Origin of the sequence: Roseitalea porphyridii, from assembly GCF_004331955.1 — a bacterium.
GTDB classification, from domain to species: Bacteria; Pseudomonadota; Alphaproteobacteria; order Rhizobiales; family Rhizobiaceae; genus Roseitalea; species Roseitalea porphyridii.
The window spans coordinates 2,384,772-2,401,399 of sequence record NZ_CP036532.1 but is presented as its reverse complement, the minus strand read 5'-3'; the positions used below and the strand labels follow the sequence as shown (position 1 = coordinate 2,401,399).

Genomic DNA, 16,628 nt, shown 5'->3' with positions numbered 1-16,628 from the left:
CGCCTACTGCCTGATCTGCCAGTCGTGATAAAGGGCCGCCACCGCGCAGGAGGCAAGGCGCGCCTTGTCGTCATCGGCGCGGCTTGACAAGATCACCGGGCACTTGGCGCCGAGCACGATGCCGCCCGCCTCGGCGTGCGCCAGGAAGGTGAGCTGCTTTGCGATCATGTTGGCCGCCTCCAGATTGGGCGCGAGCAGGATGTCGGCATGGCCGGCGACCAGCGAGCGGATGCCCTTGGTACGCGCCGCGTCCTCGTCGACCGCGTTGTCCATGGCGAGCGGGCCGTCGACGATGCCGCCGCGGATCTGACCCCGGTCGGCCATCTTGGCGAGCGCCGCCGCCTCGATGGTCGAGGGCAGCTTCGGATTGACCGTCTCGACCGCCGACAGCACCGCGACCTTTGGCGTTTCGACGCCGAGCGCGCGACCCAGATCGATCGCGTTCTGGATGATGTCGACCTTCTCGTTGAGCGCCGGGGCGATGTTGATCGCCGCGTCGGTGATCATCAGCAGGTGATCGAGGCCCGGCACGTCCATGCAGAAGACGTGGCTGAGCCGGCGCCGCGTGCGCAGGCCGCCATCGGTGCGCACGATGGCACGCAGCAGGTCGTCGGTGTGCAGGTGTCCCTTCATGACCGCGCCTGCCCGGCCTTCATGGACGAGCTGGACGGCGCGCGCCGCCGCGACCGAGTCGGTCGGCGCGTCGACGATCTCGAACGGGCGCAGATCGACGCCCATTTCGACGGCCGTTTCGCGGATCTTTTTCTCGCTGCCGACAAGGATCGGCGTGATCAGCGTGCGCTCTGCCGCCAGCAGCGCGCCGCCAAGCGAATTGGGATCGTCCGGCGCCACCACGGCGGTCGGCAGGGGGGCAGGGGCTCGGCCAGTTCCAGAAGCCGGTCGAAATGGACGTGCCGCTGCACGGTGAGGCCGGGCAGGTCGTCGGCCTCAAAGCTCATCCCGGCCGCCGGCGCGATGACCGTCGCCTCGCCCTCGACGATCGGCGTGCCGTCGGCCTTCGTGATGGTGGTCACGAACACGGCGATGCGCTCGTCGCGCTTTTCGGTGAGCCGGACATGGACCGTCAGCTCGTCGCCGGCATGGGCGCGGCCCAGAAAGCGCAGGCTCTGGCTGTCATAGAGCGTGCCGGGTCCGGGCAACTGGTTGCCGAGCACGGACGAGATCAGCGATGCGACCCACATGGAGGGCGCGATCGGCTCGTCGGCCTTTCCGTCGCCGTCGTGGTCGGACTTGGGCAGGTGCACCGGATTGTGATTGCCCGACGAGGAGGCGTAGACGAGAAAGTCCTCGGCGCGGCACAGACGCTGGGCCGAGGCTTCCATGCCCACTTCGAGCGCGTCGAACGGCGTGTTGCGATAGGTGTTCATGGACCGGTGTTTTCCGGGTGGATCGGGACAGGGTCGGGCAGGCGCTGAAAAGGACAATCCGCCCCTTGCACGTCGCTCAACTCGGCCACGCGTGCGCGGTTCCCTCTCCAATACCCGGAGGGTACAGTCAACCGTCGCAGATGCGATGCCGCAGGACGCGGTCACCGAGGCAAGTCGGCGGTGTCCGGGCAGCCGCGACGCGGCGATTGCATTTGCCCGCGCGCGGCGGCACGGTGGACGGGGATACGGGAGGTTCAGATGCGCAGTTTCGCCGTTGCCGCATGCGCGCTGCTGGTCTGGTCCGGCGTCGCCGAGGCGGCCGACCTGCCGCCGCCGGTCACCGATGCGATGTATGTACCGGTCGACGAGGCCGAGGCGCGGCTCGGCTGGCAGCTCTTCTGGGACCCGATCCTGTCGGGCAACCGCAACATCTCGTGCGCGACCTGCCATCATCCCCGCTTCGGCACCGGCGACGGCGTGTCGCTGGCGCTCGGCGAGGGCGGCATCGGGCTGGGCCCCGACCGCCGGGTCGATCCCGACAACCGGCCCGAGCAGCGCATCCCCCGCAACGCGCCGGCCCTGTTCAATCTGGGCGCGCGCGAGTTCACCGTGATGTTCCATGACGGACGGATCGAAGCCGATCCGGCGCGCCCGTCGGGTCTGCGCACGCCGCTCGAGGACGAGATGGTGGCCGGGTTCGACAACATCCTGTCCGCGCAGACCATGTTTCCGGTGCTGTCGCAGGACGAGATGGCCGGCCATTATGGCGAGAACGACATCTCGACGGCCGTGCGCCAGGGGCTGATCACGGGCGAGGGGGGCGCGTGGGACCTGATTTCGCAGCGCGTGGCGGCCATCGATGCGTACCGGGAGCAGTTCGAGACGGTCTATCCGGAAATCGCGGGCGGTGCGCCGATCCGCTTCACCGACATCTCCAACGCGATCGCCGCGTTCATCGCGTTCGAATGGCGCTCGGACGGAAGCGCCTTCGACGCGGTGCTGCGCGGCGAGGCCGAACTGGCGGGCGAGGCAGCGCGCGGCATGGAACTGTTCTATGGCGCGGCGGACTGCGCGCGCTGCCATCAGGGGCCGTTCCTGACCGATCATGATTTCCACGCCATGGGCCAGCCGCAGATCGGCCCGGGCAAGGGCGCTCGGTTCGAAACGCACAGGCGCGATGTCGGCCGCATGCGGGTGACGGGCGATCCGGCCGACGCCTACCGGTTCCGCACCCCGTCGCTACGCAACGTGGCGCTGACCGCGCCCTATGGCCATGCCGGCGCGTTCGCAACGCTCGAGGCGTTCGTGCGGCACCATGTCGATCCACGTACCGAGCTCGCCGCTTACGACGCCGCGCAGGCCGTGCTGCCGACGCTCGAGGGCGCGGACGATTTCGCGGTTCTGGACGATGCGGGCGAATTGTCGGCGATTGCCGACGTCGTGGAGATCGCGCCGGTCGCGCTCGAAGACCGCGACGTCGCCGCGCTCGTCGCCTTCCTGAAAACGCTCACCGACGAGGCCGCCGCCAAGGGCCGCTTCGGCATACCCGATGCGGTGCCGAGCGGGCTGAAGGTGGAGCGTTAGGTTGTTTGCGATCGGCTGCGGACGCGCTAGAATACGCCAATGAGCCAGACGCACGAAAAGCCTGACCTTCGGGAACTGACCGAGCCGCGCCCTGCGGCGGGCGATCAGGAATATCTGGACTGGGCCGAACGCAAGTTACGCCGTTCGCTTGCCAATGACGACGCGCATCCGGAACGACGAGAGCCCCTTGCGGCCGTCATGAAGCGATTTGGCCTCCGTTGAACTCTCCGGCGACGCCCAGGATGATCTGGCTGCCATCAGACGATACATTGCCGAGTTCGGGCACTCGCCCAATCCTGACATAGCGGACCGCACCGTCAAACGGATCCTGGATGCGTTGCGGATTCTGGAAGCCTTTCCTCAGGCGGGCAAGCCGGGTCGTGTCTAAGGAACGCGTGAACTTCACGTCTCGACGGTTCCGTATTACGCGGTCTATCGGTCTGTCGGCTAAGATCGGCTCGTCGTCACCGCGATCTTTCACGACCGGCAGCAATATCCACCCGATGAGGCCGGGGCGTGACCTCTGCCGCTTAATCGCGTTCGATGAGCCAGGCGCGATTGGCGGTCAGGGTCCGCCATGGCGAAACCGCGCCATCGGGCCAGATCACCCGCACCTCGGCTTCGTCGGCATCGCCGAGCCCGAAATGCTGGGGCAGCGCGGTGCCGCTTGCGTGGCCGCCGCCGACCGTGATCTCGCGCGTCATGAGCCGGTCCTTCGTCCTTGATTCAACGAAGGCGCCGACCGCGTTGATATTGCTGCCTTCCTGACGCAGCGCGATGGACAGCCAGTTGCCCGTTCCGGGCGTGGCGTTCTCATAGACTTCGAGCGGAGCGCGGCGGTTGACGACGACGAGATCAAGCCTTCCGTCCGCGTTCAGATCGGCGAGCGCGCCACCGCGCGCCCGGTGCGTGGTGGCGATACCGGCCAGATGCCCGGTCTCAGTGAAGGTGCCGTCCGGCTGCTGGACGAGCAGATTGTTGGGGTCGTGGATCGCGTTGGACGGCATCTGGTCGACATTGCCCTTGGCGATGAACAGATCGTCGCGGCCGTCATTGTTCACATCGCCGAACTGGGCATGCCAGCCGGTCGATGGCCTGCCGTCGTCGCCGATGAAGGGCCGCTGGGCGTAGGTGCCCATGGCGTAGGGCGCCGGCTCGTATCCGTCCTCGGTGGCGATCTGCAGAAGCTGGTCGCCCATCGAGGTGGACATGACCTCGGCGCGGCCGTCGCCGGTCAGGTCGCGGGCGGCGATGCCCATGCCCCACAGCGAGACTTCGGGCCAGCCATCGTCCTCGTCGAGAAACAGCAGCGTTTCAAGATCGAGCTTCTGCTCGGCGCCGCCGCGCACATAGTAGTGCCGGTCGTTGGAGATGCGCAGATAGGGTTTGCCAAGGCGCCGCTCGTCGGAGATCAGCATGGACAGGGCGCAGAACCCCGGATCGAGCGTGACCGGCGGCGCGAAGCGGCGGCTCGCCGGCCGGTGCAGTTCGTTGGTGTCGCACGCCTCGAAAGGGCCGTCCGGATCGTTGCGGTCGACATAGTTGCCGATGGCGAGCGTCGGCCAGGCGGCATCGCCCTCCCAGGTCGCCGAGAACGATGTAGACCAGGCCTCGCCCGGGCTGAAGCTCCAGGTCTCGGTCGCGTCGGTGAAGGCGCAGCCCGGTCCGCCGCGCAGCAGGACGTTTGGCCCGACGCGCAGGACGACAAGGTCCATATGGCCGTCGCCGTCGATGTCCAAGGGATAGGCGCCGGTGACGCCGGTCAGTCGGGGCACGGCCCCGCCGGCCTCGAAACCGATGGCCGCGCCCGGTTCGGCGGTCGCATTGACGAACAGCCGGGCGGGGTTCTCGCCGCCGGCGACGAACATGTCGGGCAGGGTATCGCCGTTGCAGTCGAAAACGGCGACGCCGCCGCCGACGAAATGCTCCCAGCCGCCGTCATAGACGTGCTCGACCGGCATCGCGCCCGAGCGGTCGACGAAAACGGGGTGGCCGGTCTCGGACAGGGCGGGCGCGCCTGCCGCAAGAAGCGCCAGCAATGCGATCGCCGGTCTCATCGGCCGCCCGCCTGCGCGCCGAGCAGATCGTCGGTCACGGCGGCGAGCGCCAGCGCCGCGGCGCCCTGCGCCCAGACCATGTCGCCCCAGGCGTGCGTTTCGACGCGCGGTCCGCGCCGATGCGTCGCCGGCGACAGGTTGGCCATCTCGGCGAGCACCTCGCGCGCGTAGAGATAGTCGTAGCGCATGCGCGCGCCCGACAGGATGATCAGGCCGGGGTCGAACAGGGTGATGACGTTGGCGAGGCCCAGCGCCAGGAAGCGGCCGGCCCGGTGGAAGATCGAGCGCGCCGCCGCATTGCCGGCCTTGGCGTGGCTGAAAAGGCTCTCGAGGATGATCTGCGGCTCGCGCTCGGCGCTGGTCCAGTTCAGCGCGGTCGAGGCCTCGCGCACGAGCGCGTAGTCGGCGACATAGGCCTCGAGGCATCCGCGCTGGCCGCACCGGCACAGCGCGCCATCGAGATGCACCTTGGTGTGGCCGAGCTCCATGCCCATGCCGCCTGCGCCACGATAGATCTCGTGGTTGATGACGAGACCCATGCCGACGCCGTGCTCGATGGTGACGACGGCGAAGTCGGGCAGGGCGCGGCCGGCGCCGAACCAGAGTTCGGCCATCGTCAGAAGGTTGGCGTCGTTGTCGGCGGAAACGGCGATCCCGAGCCGATCGGCGACGAGACCGGCAAGCGGCACGTCGCGTTCGGCCATGATCGGCGACCAGGTCACGGTGCCTGTCTCGCTGTCGACGAAGCCGGGCACGCCCAGACCGACGGCGGCGAGGTCGGAACGGGCCAGTCCGGCCGCTTCGAGCGCTGCGTCGAGCATGCCGATCGTCTCCGACAGCACGTCGGCGGTGGCGTGGCGCGCATGGGCGCGCGGGGCGCTCGCCTCGCCGATCCGGTTGCCGGCGAAATCGACGATCACCGCCGAATGGCTGGGCGAGGACAGCTTGATGCCGGCGACGAAACGGGCGCGCGGACGCACGCTCAGCGCCACCGGTGGCCGGCCGCGGCCGGCATCGCCGTCGCGCTGGGGCGGTCCGGTCTCCTCGATCAGGCCCGCCTCGAGCAGTTCGGCGGTGATCGAGGTGACCGATCCGGGGCTGATGCCGACGCTTCTGGCGATGTCCACGCGGGCGATCGAACCGGCCGCGCGGATCGCCTCGAAAACCTGCTGGCGCAAGGGCTTGACCGAGCTCGACAGGGGCGGCGTCAGCGGCCCGCAGCCATCCGGCATGTCCGCCCGTTCGATCGGTTCGGCCGACTGCAACAGCATTTTCTTCATTCGCCGACCTAAATGACGGCGCAGCCGCGCTGTTTCCGGCGCAGATACGGTCAGGTCAGGCGATCCTCCCGGCGAGATGCTAGCCGGCAAACGCGCGTTCGGTCAAATTAATTTTGACAATTGAAATTAATGTGGCATGGTCGGGTCTGCGGCTTGCCAGCCGCCGCGTCGAGGAGTGGCGCGAAAACGGGAGGAGATTATCATGCGTAAAGCAATCGTGCTTGCGGCCGCGATGGCCGTGGGACTGACGTCCACCGCCCTGGCCCAGGACGACATCACCGTCGGCGTGAGCTGGTCGAATTTCCAGGAAGAACGCTGGAAGACCGACGAGGCGGCCATGAGGGAGGCGCTCGAAGCGGGCGGGGCGAGCTACATTTCGGCCGATGCGCAGTCGTCCTCGGCCAAGCAGCTTTCCGATATCGAAAGCCTGATCGCCCAAGGTGCGGACGTGCTCGTGCTGCTCGCCCAGGACACGCAGGCGATCATCCCGGCCGTTCAGGCGGCCGCCGACGAGGGCATCCCGGTCATCGCCTATGACCGGCTGATCGAGGACAGCCGCGCCTTCTACCTGACCTTCGACAATGTCGAGGTCGGCCGCATGCAGGCGCGCGCCGTGCTCGAGGCGCAGCCCGAGGGCAACTATGTGATGATCAAGGGCTCGCCGACCGACCCGAACGCCGACTTCCTGCGCGGTGGGCAGCAGGAAGTGCTGCAGGACGCGATCGACGCCGGTGACATCACGATCGTCGGCGAGGCCTACACGGACGGCTGGCTGCCGGCCAACGCGCAGCGCAACATGGAGCAGATCCTGACCGCGCAGGACAATGATGTCGACGCGGTCGTCGCCTCCAACGACGGCACCGCCGGCGGCGTCGTCGCCGCGCTCACCGCGCAGGGCATGGAAGGCATTCCCGTCTCCGGCCAGGACGGCGACCACGCCGCGCTGAACCGGATCGCCCAGGGCACGCAGACCGTCTCGGTGTGGAAGGACGCACGCGACCTCGGCCAGCGCGCCGGAGAAATCGCCATCGAACTGGCGGGCGGCACGGAAATGAGCGCGATCGAGGGCGCAGAGGAATGGACCTCGCCGGCCGGCACCACCCTGTGGGCCGAATTCCTCGAGCCCGTTCCGGTCACCGCCGACAATCTGTCCGTTGTGGTCGATGCCGGATGGATCGATCAGGAAACGCTGTGCCAGGGCGTCACCGACGGCCCGGCGCCGTGCAACTGATCGTCTGACCAAAAGGCCGTTTCCCGCCACCGCGCGGGGAACGGCCCCCTTTGTCCGGAGATTGGCCGTGAGCGACAGTCCCGCCGTGTCGGGCGCCCCGCCGGGCGTCCGCAACCTTGCCCGAACGCTTGAGATCGACACGCGCCTGCTCGGCATGATCGGCGCGTTCGTCGTCCTGTGTCTGGTCTTCCATTTCCTGACTGACGGGCGCTTCCTGACGCCGCGCAACATCTTCAACCTGACGATCCAGACCGTCTCCGTGGCGATCATGGCGACCGGCATGGTGTTCGTCATCGTCACGCGGCACATCGACCTTTCGGTGGGTTCGCTGCTGGCGACCTGCTCGGCGATGATGGCGATGACGCAGACGCTGGTCACGCCCGAATGGCTGGGGCTCGGCCTCAACCATCCGATGACCGCGCCGATCGCGATCCTTGTCGGCGTCGCCACGGGCGTCGCCATCGGCGCCTTCCATGGCTGGCTGATCGGCTATCTGGGCATTCCGGCCTTCATCGTCACGCTGGGCGGACTTCTGGTCTGGCGCAACGTCGCCTGGTACCTGACCACCGGCCAGACGATCGGCCCGCTCGACGAGAACTTCCAGCTTTTCGGCGGCATCGGCGGCACGCTTGGCGAGACGTGGAGCTGGATCTTCGGCCTTGTCTGCGTCATCGGTGCGCTTGCCGCGCTTTGGCAGTCGCGGCGCAACAAGCTGGCGCACGATTTTCCGGTCAAGCCGCTTTGGGCGGAGGTCGCGCTCGGCGCGGTGATCGCGGCGGCGGTCGTCGGTTTCATCGCGCTGCTGAACGCCTATGAAATTCCCGACCGGCGACTCGAACGCATGTTCGAGGTGCGCGGCGAGGTGATGCCCGAAGGCTTCACCGCCGGCTACGGCCTGCCGATCTCGGTGCTCGTGCTGATCGCGGTCGCGGTGGTGATGACGGTCGTCGCCAACCGCACGCGGCTCGGCCGTTACATCTTCGCCGCCGGCGGCAATCCGGACGCGGCCGAACTGTCGGGCATCAACACGCGCATGCTCACGGTCAAGGTGTTCATGATCATGGGAGCGCTGTGCGCGATCAGCGCGGTCGTCGCCTCGGCGCGCCTGACCTTCCATTCCAACGATATCGGCACGCTCGACGAATTGCGCGTGATCGCCGCCGCCGTGATCGGCGGCACGGCGCTGTCGGGCGGGGTCGGCACGATCTACGGCGCGATCCTTGGGGCGCTGATCATGCAGTCGCTGCAGTCGGGTATGGCGATGGTCGGCGTCGACGCGCCGTTCCAGAACATCGTCGTCGGCTCGGTTCTGGTCGCGGCCGTGCTGATCGACATCATCTATCGCAAGCGCACGGGAGGCCGGTGATGAACGATCGCGGCACGCCGCTCGTCGAGATGCGCGACATGCAGAAATCGTTCGGCGGCATCAAGGCGGTCGACCATGTCACGGTCGACCTCTATCCGGGGGAGGTGGTCGGCATTCTTGGCCACAATGGCGCGGGCAAGTCGGTTCTGATGAAGATGCTGTCGGGGGCGCTGCGGCGCGATGGCGGGCAGATCTTCGTCAACGGAACCGAAGCCCATATCGAGAACCCGCGCGACGCGCGCAACTACAACATCGAGACGATCTACCAGACGCTGGCGCTGGCCGACAATCTCGATGCCGCCTCCAACCTGTTCCTGGGTCGCGAACTGACGACCGCGCTCGGCCTTGTCGACGATGCGCAGATGGAGGCCGAGACGCGCAAGATAATGAACCGGCTGAACCCCAACTTCGTGCGGTTTTCGGCGCCGGTCTCGGCGCTTTCGGGCGGCCAGCGCCAGTCGGTGGCGATCGCGCGGGCCGTCTATTTCAACGCCAAGATCCTGATCATGGACGAGCCGACCGCGGCGCTCGGCGTCGAGGAGACGCGCATGGTCGCCGAACTGATCGACGAGTTGAAGAAGCAGGGTATCGGCATCTTCCTGATCGATCACGACATCCACCAGGTCAAGGCGCTATGCGACCGTGCCTCGGTGATGAAGAACGGCCAGCTCGTTGGCACGGTCGATGTGGACGCGGTCACCGAGGACGATCTGCTCGGCATGATCATCCTGGGCAAGCAGCCGCAGTTGGCGGCGTGATGTCGATCCGGGCTGCGTGGAGGGTCGGCGATGAAAGTTGCAGCCGGATTCGCGATCGTGATCGTGGCCGGTGTCGCCGGCTATTACCTGTCGGCGCTGGCGGCGGTCTGGTTCGTCGCTCTGGTCGCCGCGCACACCAGCCCGACGATGGCGCTCTTCGCCACGCTGATCCGGATCGTCGTGTTCTGGGCGATGCTGCTCGCCGGCTTCTGGCTCGCGGTGCGCCTGAACCGGCCCTGACGCGGCGGGAGCGGGCCTGATGTATCTTGGTCTCGATCTGGGCACGTCCGGCCTGAAGGGCATCGTCATCGACGCCGGACAGAAGGTCGTCGCCGAAGCGCAAGCGCCGCTGACCGTCTCGCGCGCTCATCCGGGCTGGTCCGAGCAGAACCCGGCCGACTGGCTCGCCGCCGCCGAAACCGTGTTCGATGCGCTTTCCGCGCAGACCACGCCGGGCGACGTTCGCGCCGTCGGCCTTTCGGGCCAGATGCACGGCGCGACGCTGCTCGACGCGCGCGACGAGGTTTTGCGCCCCTGCATGCTGTGGAACGACACGCGCGCGCACGAACAGGCCGCGGCGATGGACGACGACGCCGACTACCGCGCGATCACCGGCAACATCGTCTTCCCCGGCTTCACCGCGCCGAAGGTCGCCTGGGTGCGCGACAACGAGCCGGAGGTGTTCGAACGCATTTCCCGGGTGCTGCTGCCGAAGGACTATCTGCGCCTGTGGCTGACCGGCGGCTATCATTCCGACAAGTCCGATGCGGCGGGCACGAGCTGGCTCGACACGGGCAAGCGCGTCTGGTCGGATCGGCTGCTCGCCAGAACGGGGCTGAGCCGGGTGAACATGCCGGCGCTCGTCGACGGGCCGGACGTGACCGGCAAGCTGCGCGCCGGCATCGTCGACCGGTGGGGCTTTTCGGACGATTGCGTTGTGGCCGGGGGAGGCGGCGACAATGCAGCTTCGGCGATCGGCGTCGGCGTGACGGGGGCGGGCGAAGCGTTCGTTTCGCTGGGCACGTCCGGCGTTCTGTTCGCCGCGTGCGATGCCTATGCGCCGGCGCCCGAAACGGCCGTGCACACCTTCTGCCACGCGCTGCCGCGCACCTGGCACCAGATGGGCGTGATCCTTTCTGCCACCGATGCGCTGAACTGGTATGCCGGTCTCGTCGGCGCGGACGCGGCGGACCTGACCGGCGAACTGGATGACCTGCAGGCGCCCGGACGGACGCTTTTCACGCCCTATCTCGGGGGCGAGCGGACCCCGCACAACGACGCCGCCGTGCGCGGCGCGCTGGTCGGCCTCGAACATGCCTCGGGCCGGCAGGCCGTCACGCGCGCGGTGCTCGAAGGCGTGGTGCATGCGGTGCGTGATTGCCGCGACGCGCTGGCGGCGACCGGGACCCAGTTCGAACGGCTGCTTGCTGTCGGCGGTGGCGCGAAGTCCGACTACTGGCTCAAGGCGCTGGCGACTTCGCTCGGTGTCGCCATTGACGTGCCGGTCGCCGGTGATTTCGGTGGCGCGTTCGGCGCCGCGCGCCTTGCAATGATGGCGGCCGGCGATCTCGACGCGGACGGCTTGAGCCAACCGCCGATCGCGCGGTCGTTCGAACCCGACGCGGCGCTCGCCGACGCCTTCACCGAGGCGCATACGCGCTTCAGGACCGCCTATCAGCAGACGAGGACGTTGTGATGACCGACTTCTTCAAGGGAATCGAACCGATCCGGTACGAGGGGCCGGACAGCACGAATCCGATGGCGTTCCGCCACTACGATCCCGACGAGATGGTCTTGGGCAAGCGGCTCGAGGACCATCTGCGCTTCGCCGTCGCCTGGTGGCATTCGTTCGCCTGGCCGGGCGGCGATCCGTTCGGCGGGCAGACCTTCGAGCGCCCCTGGTTCGGCGACACGATGGACCACTCCAAGATGAAGGCGGACGTCGCCTTCGAGATGTTCTCGATCCTCGGCCAGCCCTTCTTCTGCTTCCACGATGCCGACATCCGGCCCGAGGGCGACGGCTTTGCCGGCAACACGCGCAATCTCGAGGAGATGGTCGACCATATCGGCACGAAGATGGAAGAGGTCGGCACGAAGCTGCTCTGGGGCACGGCGAACCTGTTCACCAACCGCCGCTACATGGCCGGTGCGTCGACCAACCCCGATCCGGACGTCTTTGCCTTCGCCGCGGCGACTGTGAAGACGTGCATGGACGCGACGCACAGGCTGGGCGGTGCGAACTATGTGCTGTGGGGCGGGCGTGAGGGCTACGAGACGCTGCTGAACACCGATCTTGGCCGCGAGGACGCCCAACTCGGCCGGTTCATGAACATGGTGGTCGAGTACAAGCACAGAATTGGCTTCGAAGGCACGATCCTGATCGAGCCCAAGCCGCAGGAGCCGACCAAGCACCAGTACGACTATGATGTCGCGACCGTCTACGGCTTCCTCAAGCGGCACGGGCTGGAGGACGAGATCCGGGTCAATATCGAGCAGGGGCACGCGATCCTGGCCGGCCATTCGTTCGAGCACGAGATCGCGCTGGCCGCCGCGCTCGGCATCTTCGGTTCGATCGACATGAACCGCAACGACTACCAGTCGGGCTGGGACACCGACCAGTTCCCCAACAACGCGCCCGAGGTGACGCTCGCCTATTACGAGATCCTCAAGGCCGGCGGGTTCACCACCGGCGGCACCAATTTCGATGCGAAACTCCGCCGTCAGTCGCTCGATCCCGAAGACCTTGTGGCGGCGCACGTGGGCGGGATGGATGTCTGCGCCCGGGCGCTCAAATCGGCGGCGAAAATGCTTCAGGACGGCGAGCTCGAACGGCTGCGCGAGGCGCGCTATGCCGGCTGGGACACCGAGCAGGGCAGGAAGCTGCTCGCCGGCGAATGGGGCCTCGACCAGATCGCCGACTATGTGCGCGAGAACGAGATCGATCCCGAACCGCGCTCGGGCCGGCAGGAACGGCTCGAGAACCTCGTCAACCGGTTTGTTTGAGCGGTGTACGCGCCTCGCCCTTCGAGGCTCACGACCTTCCCCTCATCCTGAGGTGCGAGCGCAGCGAGCCTCGAAGGGCAAGGGGAAGGTCGCTCGCACCTCAGGGTGAGGGCGCCTCGACAGGCCATCCACTTCCAATCGCGTGCCTTCAGGTCTAGGTGTTTGTCGAAAGTCCACACGAGGACCCCCGCCATGCTCAAAACCACCAAACCCGACCTTGCCGCCTTCGACTGGCAAGACCCGTTCCGTCTCGAGGACCAGCTCACCGACGACGAGCGGATGATCCGTGACGCCGCGCGGGCCTATGCCGCCGACAAGCTCGCACCGCGCGTGATCGAGGCCTATCGGGAGGAAACGACCGATCCGGCCATCTTCGCGGAGATGGGCGAAATGGGCCTGCTCGGCGTGACGATCCCGGAAGAGTATGGCGGGGTCGGCGCGAACTATGTCTCCTACGGGCTTGTCGCCCGCGAGATCGAGCGGGTCGATTCCGGCTACCGGTCGATGATGAGCGTGCAGTCCTCGCTCGTCATGTATCCGATCCACGCCTATGGCTCGGAAGAACAGCGGACGAGATATCTGCCAAAGCTTGCTTCGGGCGAGTGGATCGGCTGTTTCGGCCTGACAGAGCCGGACGCCGGCTCCGATCCGGGCGGCATGAAGACGGTGGCGAAGAAGACCGATGGCGGTTACGCGCTGTCGGGCTCGAAGATGTGGATCTCCAACGCGCCGATCGCCGATGTCTTCGTGGTCTGGGCCAAGTCGGAAGCCCATGGCGGCAAGATCAGGGGGTTCGTGCTCGAAAAGGGCATGAAGGGGCTGAGCACGCCCAAAATCGAGGGCAAGCTCTCGCTGCGCGCGTCGATCACCGGCGAGATCGTCATGGACGGCGTCGAGGTGGGCGAGGAGGCGCTCCTGCCGCATGTCGAGGGGCTGAAGGGTCCGTTCGGCTGTCTGAACCGGGCGCGCTACGGCATTTCCTGGGGCGTGATGGGCGCGGCCGAGTTCTGCTGGCACGCCGCCCGCCAGTACGGGCTCGACCGGACCCAGTTCGGCCGCCCGCTGGCGCAGACGCAGCTGTTCCAGAAGAAGCTCGCCGACATGCTCAGCGAGATCGCGCTCGGCCTGCAGGGTTCGCTGCGCGTCGGCCGGCTGCTCGACGAGGGCGAGGCGGCGCCCGAGATGATCAGCCTCGTCAAGCGCAACAATTGCGGCAAGGCGCTCGACATCGCCCGCGCCGCCCGCGACATGCATGGCGGCAACGGCATTTCCGAGGAATACCAGGTGTTCCGCCACATGGCGAACCTCGAGACCGTCAACACCTACGAGGGCACGCATGACGTCCACGCGCTGATCCTCGGCCGGGCGCAAACGGGCCTGCAGGCGTTTTTCTGAAGCCGGGTCGGCCCCCACCCCTTACCCCTCCCCCATGAATGTGGGAGGGGTGACGTCGACATCACGCCTTCCCGGTTGCATTCGAGCCGGGCGCAGGATCCAGTTGTAGGGCCTGGTGTTGAGGTCCTCCCTCCCACGCTTGCGGGGGAGGGATGAAAGGTGGGGGCGTCATCCTTATCCACGACAGCTTCATTCACGGCAGCGTCATCCCGGAACTTGATTCCGGGATCCATGATCCGGCCCGTACCGCGGATTCCGGAATCAAGTTCCGGAATGACGCAAGGCGTTTGCTTATCGCGGCCGGATGCCGTTCAGCAGGATCGACAGCACCGCGTGGGCGACCTGCTCGTTGAAGCCGGGCTTCTTTGCCTGGCCGCCGAGAATCGCCTGCACCTGCACCTCGAAGTCGGCATAGTGCTGCGTCGTCGCCCAGATCGTGAAGACGAGGTGGTAGGGATCGACCGGGGCGAGCTTTCCCTCGTCGATCCATGAACGGATCACCGCCGCCTTCTCGTCGACCAGCGACTTCAGCCGCGTCTGCAGGAACTCGCCGACGAGCGGCGCGCCGCGCTGGATCTCGTTGGCGAACAGGCGCGAGGCTTCCGGATAGCGGTCGCTCATCTCCAGCTTGATCGTTATGTAGCGCCTGAGCTCCTCGATCGGATCGCCGTCGGGATCGATCGCGGCGAACGGGTCAAGCCAGTCCTCCACCGTCTGCTCGATGGCCGAGCGATAGATCTCTTCCTTGGACGGGTAGTAGTAGAGCAGGTTCGTCTTGGACATGCCGGCGCGTTCGGCGATGCGGTCGACGGTGGCGCCGCGGTAGCCGTCGGTGGAGAACACGTCGAGCGCGGCCTGCATGATCAGGGCCCGGTTTTCCGTCTGGATCCGGCTTTGCTTGCCGCCGTTCCGCCGTGCCGCCGCCTGCGCCAAATCCGTGTCCCCGACTTTATAAGTTGATGTTTTCCGTCAATTTAAATAGCGTCTTGACCATGGTCAATCGCTCCCATAGCGTCCAAATTTGACCAGTTAGTCAAGATTTTTGATGCTTTGAAGGTGGTTCATGAGCGCTGCCCCCGAAATCATTCACAATGGCGTTGGAGGGGCGCCGAGCGTTTCGGCGTCCACCCGCCGCCAGCCCGTGTTCAATCCTGCGACGGGCGAGGCGATCGCCGAACTGCCGCTGTCGACGGTCGATGAGCTCGACGCCGCCGTCGGGACGGCCAAGGCCGCGCTGCCGGGCTGGGCGGCCACGCCGCCGCTCAAGCGCGCGCGGCACATGTTCAAGTTCAAGGAACTGCTCGACGCACATGCCGAGGACATCGCCCGGGCGATCTCGCGCGAGCACGGCAAGACCCATGACGACGCGCTGGGCGAGGTGGCGCGCGGCATCGAGGTTGTCGAGTTCGCCTGCGGCATTCCGCACCTGCTCAAGGGCGAGTTCTCGCGCAATGTCGGCCCGTCGGTGGATTCCTATTCCGACCGTCAGCCGCTCGGCGTCGTCGCCGGCATCACGCCGTTCAACTTCCCGGCCATGGTACCGCTGTGGATGTACCCGGTGGCGATCGCCTGCGGCAACACCTTCATCCTCAAGCCGTCCGAGCGCGATCCGTCCGCCCCGATGCTCGTCTACGACCTGTTCCGTCAGGCCGGCTTTCCCGACGGCGTGCTGAACGTCGTGCATGGCGACAAGGTGGTCGTCGACGCGATCCTCGATCATCCCGACATCAAGGCGGTTTCCTTCGTCGGCTCGACGCCGATCGCCCAATATGTCTATTCGCGCGGCACCGCGGCCGGAAAGCGCGTGCAGGCGCTCGGCGGGGCCAAGAACCACATGGTGGTGATGCCCGACGCCGACATGGACAAGGCGGCCGATGCGCTGATGGGCGCGGGCTACGGTTCGGCCGGCGAGCGCTGCATGGCGATCTCGGTCGCCGTGCCGGTGGGCGAAAAGACCGCCGACGCGCTGGTCGAACGGCTCAAGCCGCGCGTGGAAAGCCTGCGCATCGGCCCGTCGACCGATCCCGACGCGGACATGGGACCGCTGGTGACGAAAGACGCACAGCAGCGCGTGCTCGGCTATATCGACAAGGGGGTCGAGGAAGGCGCCGAACTGGTCGTCGACGGTCGCGGTTTTTCGCTTCAGGGCTACGAGGACGGCTATTTCGTCGGCGGCACGCTTTTTGACCGGGTAACGACCGACATGACGATCTATCGCGAGGAGATCTTCGGGCCGGTGCTGTCGGTGGTGCGCGCCAAGACATATGACGAGGCCGTGCACATGATCGACACGCACGAATATGGCAACGGCACCGCGATCTTCACCCGCGACGGGGATACCGCGCGCGACTTCTGCGACCGGATCGAGGTCGGCATGGTCGGCGTCAACGTGCCGATCCCGGTGCCGGTCGCCTATCATTCGTTCGGCGGCTGGAAGCGCTCGCTGTTCGGCGACCATTCGATCTACGGCCCCGAGGGCGTGAGGTTCTACACGCGCCTGAAGACGATAACCTCGCGCTGGCCCGAGGGCATCAAGGACGGCGCGGTGTTCACCTTCCCGGCGTGA

At 66.9% G+C, this 16,628-nt stretch carries 16 protein-coding genes; 11 read left to right on the top strand and 5 right to left on the bottom strand.

The window, feature by feature from the left end:
* Positions 1 to 3: 3 nt before the first annotated feature.
* The gene (locus E0E05_RS17705; RefSeq protein ID WP_244597704.1) at positions 4 to 852 is read right to left on the bottom strand and encodes a bifunctional enoyl-CoA hydratase/phosphate acetyltransferase; all 849 of its coding nucleotides are present in this window, start codon (positions 850 to 852) and stop codon (positions 4 to 6) included.
* The gene (locus E0E05_RS17700; protein ID WP_244597702.1) at positions 792 to 1,388 is read right to left on the bottom strand and encodes a MaoC/PaaZ C-terminal domain-containing protein; all 597 of its coding nucleotides are present in this window, start codon (positions 1,386 to 1,388) and stop codon (positions 792 to 794) included. Before E0E05_RS17700 ends, E0E05_RS17705 begins: the two co-directional genes overlap by 61 nt.
* Positions 1,389 to 1,646: 258 nt before the next feature.
* Here E0E05_RS17700 and E0E05_RS11700 point away from each other — a divergent pair, with 258 nt between their 5' ends.
* From E0E05_RS11700 to E0E05_RS17905, 3 genes are read left to right on the top strand one after another with little or no spacing between them, the layout of a single operon-like run.
* Positions 1,647 to 2,972, top strand: a complete 1,326-nt coding sequence (locus E0E05_RS11700) for a cytochrome-c peroxidase (RefSeq protein WP_131616879.1) — start codon at positions 1,647 to 1,649, stop codon at positions 2,970 to 2,972.
* Positions 2,973 to 3,011: 39 nt separating this feature from the next.
* Positions 3,012 to 3,194, top strand: coding sequence for a hypothetical protein (locus E0E05_RS11695; protein WP_131616878.1), 183 nt, complete (start codon positions 3,012 to 3,014; stop codon positions 3,192 to 3,194).
* Positions 3,181 to 3,360 carry a type II toxin-antitoxin system RelE/ParE family toxin gene (locus E0E05_RS17905; protein WP_131616877.1) on the top strand — a complete coding sequence of 60 codons (180 nt, stop codon included), beginning with the start codon at positions 3,181 to 3,183 and terminating at the stop codon, positions 3,358 to 3,360. The genes E0E05_RS11695 and E0E05_RS17905 overlap by 14 nt, the downstream gene beginning before the upstream one ends.
* Positions 3,361 to 3,502: 142 nt before the next feature.
* Here the strand turns inward: E0E05_RS17905 and E0E05_RS11685 are convergent, their stop codons facing one another.
* Positions 3,503 to 5,029, bottom strand: a complete 1,527-nt coding sequence (locus E0E05_RS11685; protein ID WP_131616876.1) for a CRTAC1 family protein — start codon at positions 5,027 to 5,029, stop codon at positions 3,503 to 3,505.
* Entirely contained in the window at positions 5,026 to 6,309 is a 1,284-nt protein-coding gene (locus E0E05_RS11680; RefSeq protein ID WP_131616875.1) for an ROK family transcriptional regulator, read from the bottom strand. Before E0E05_RS11680 ends, E0E05_RS11685 begins: the two co-directional genes overlap by 4 nt.
* 202 nt (positions 6,310 to 6,511) lie before the next feature.
* On the opposite strand from E0E05_RS11680, the gene xylF reads away from it, so the two are divergent.
* The 7 genes from xylF to E0E05_RS11645 all read left to right on the top strand — a co-directional run bounded on the left by xylF (position 6,512) and on the right by E0E05_RS11645 (position 14,062).
* Positions 6,512 to 7,540, top strand: a complete 1,029-nt coding sequence (gene xylF, locus E0E05_RS11675) for a D-xylose ABC transporter substrate-binding protein (protein ID WP_131616874.1) — start codon at positions 6,512 to 6,514, stop codon at positions 7,538 to 7,540.
* Between the two features lie 67 nt (positions 7,541 to 7,607).
* On the top strand, positions 7,608 to 8,906 hold the full coding sequence (locus tag E0E05_RS11670) for a sugar ABC transporter permease (RefSeq protein WP_244597700.1): 1,299 nt from the start codon (positions 7,608 to 7,610) through the stop codon (positions 8,904 to 8,906).
* Positions 8,906 to 9,664, top strand: a complete 759-nt coding sequence (locus E0E05_RS11665) for an ATP-binding cassette domain-containing protein (RefSeq protein WP_131616873.1) — start codon at positions 8,906 to 8,908, stop codon at positions 9,662 to 9,664. Before E0E05_RS11670 ends, E0E05_RS11665 begins: the two co-directional genes overlap by 1 nt.
* 30 nt (positions 9,665 to 9,694) lie before the next feature.
* Complete coding sequence (locus tag E0E05_RS11660; RefSeq protein ID WP_131616872.1) at positions 9,695 to 9,904, top strand: hypothetical protein; 210 nt, start codon at positions 9,695 to 9,697, stop codon at positions 9,902 to 9,904.
* A 19-nt stretch (positions 9,905 to 9,923) separates the two neighbouring features.
* The gene (gene xylB / locus E0E05_RS11655; RefSeq protein ID WP_131616871.1) at positions 9,924 to 11,360 is read left to right on the top strand and encodes a xylulokinase; all 1,437 of its coding nucleotides are present in this window, start codon (positions 9,924 to 9,926) and stop codon (positions 11,358 to 11,360) included.
* A complete protein-coding gene (gene xylA, locus E0E05_RS11650) occupies positions 11,357 to 12,667 on the top strand; it encodes a xylose isomerase (protein WP_210215702.1) in 1,311 nt (436 codons plus the stop codon). The genes xylB and xylA overlap by 4 nt, the downstream gene beginning before the upstream one ends.
* A 192-nt stretch (positions 12,668 to 12,859) precedes the next feature.
* Positions 12,860 to 14,062 carry an acyl-CoA dehydrogenase gene (locus E0E05_RS11645; protein WP_131616869.1) on the top strand — a complete coding sequence of 401 codons (1,203 nt, stop codon included), beginning with the start codon at positions 12,860 to 12,862 and terminating at the stop codon, positions 14,060 to 14,062.
* Positions 14,063 to 14,353: 291 nt separating this feature from the next.
* Here E0E05_RS11645 and rutR read toward each other — a convergent pair whose 3' ends face one another.
* Positions 14,354 to 14,995, bottom strand: coding sequence for an HTH-type transcriptional regulator RutR (gene rutR / locus E0E05_RS11640; protein ID WP_131616868.1), 642 nt, complete (start codon positions 14,993 to 14,995; stop codon positions 14,354 to 14,356).
* Positions 14,996 to 15,125: 130 nt separating this feature from the next.
* On the opposite strand from rutR, the gene E0E05_RS11635 reads away from it, so the two are divergent.
* Complete coding sequence (locus E0E05_RS11635) at positions 15,126 to 16,628, top strand: CoA-acylating methylmalonate-semialdehyde dehydrogenase (RefSeq protein WP_131616867.1); 1,503 nt, start codon at positions 15,126 to 15,128, stop codon at positions 16,626 to 16,628.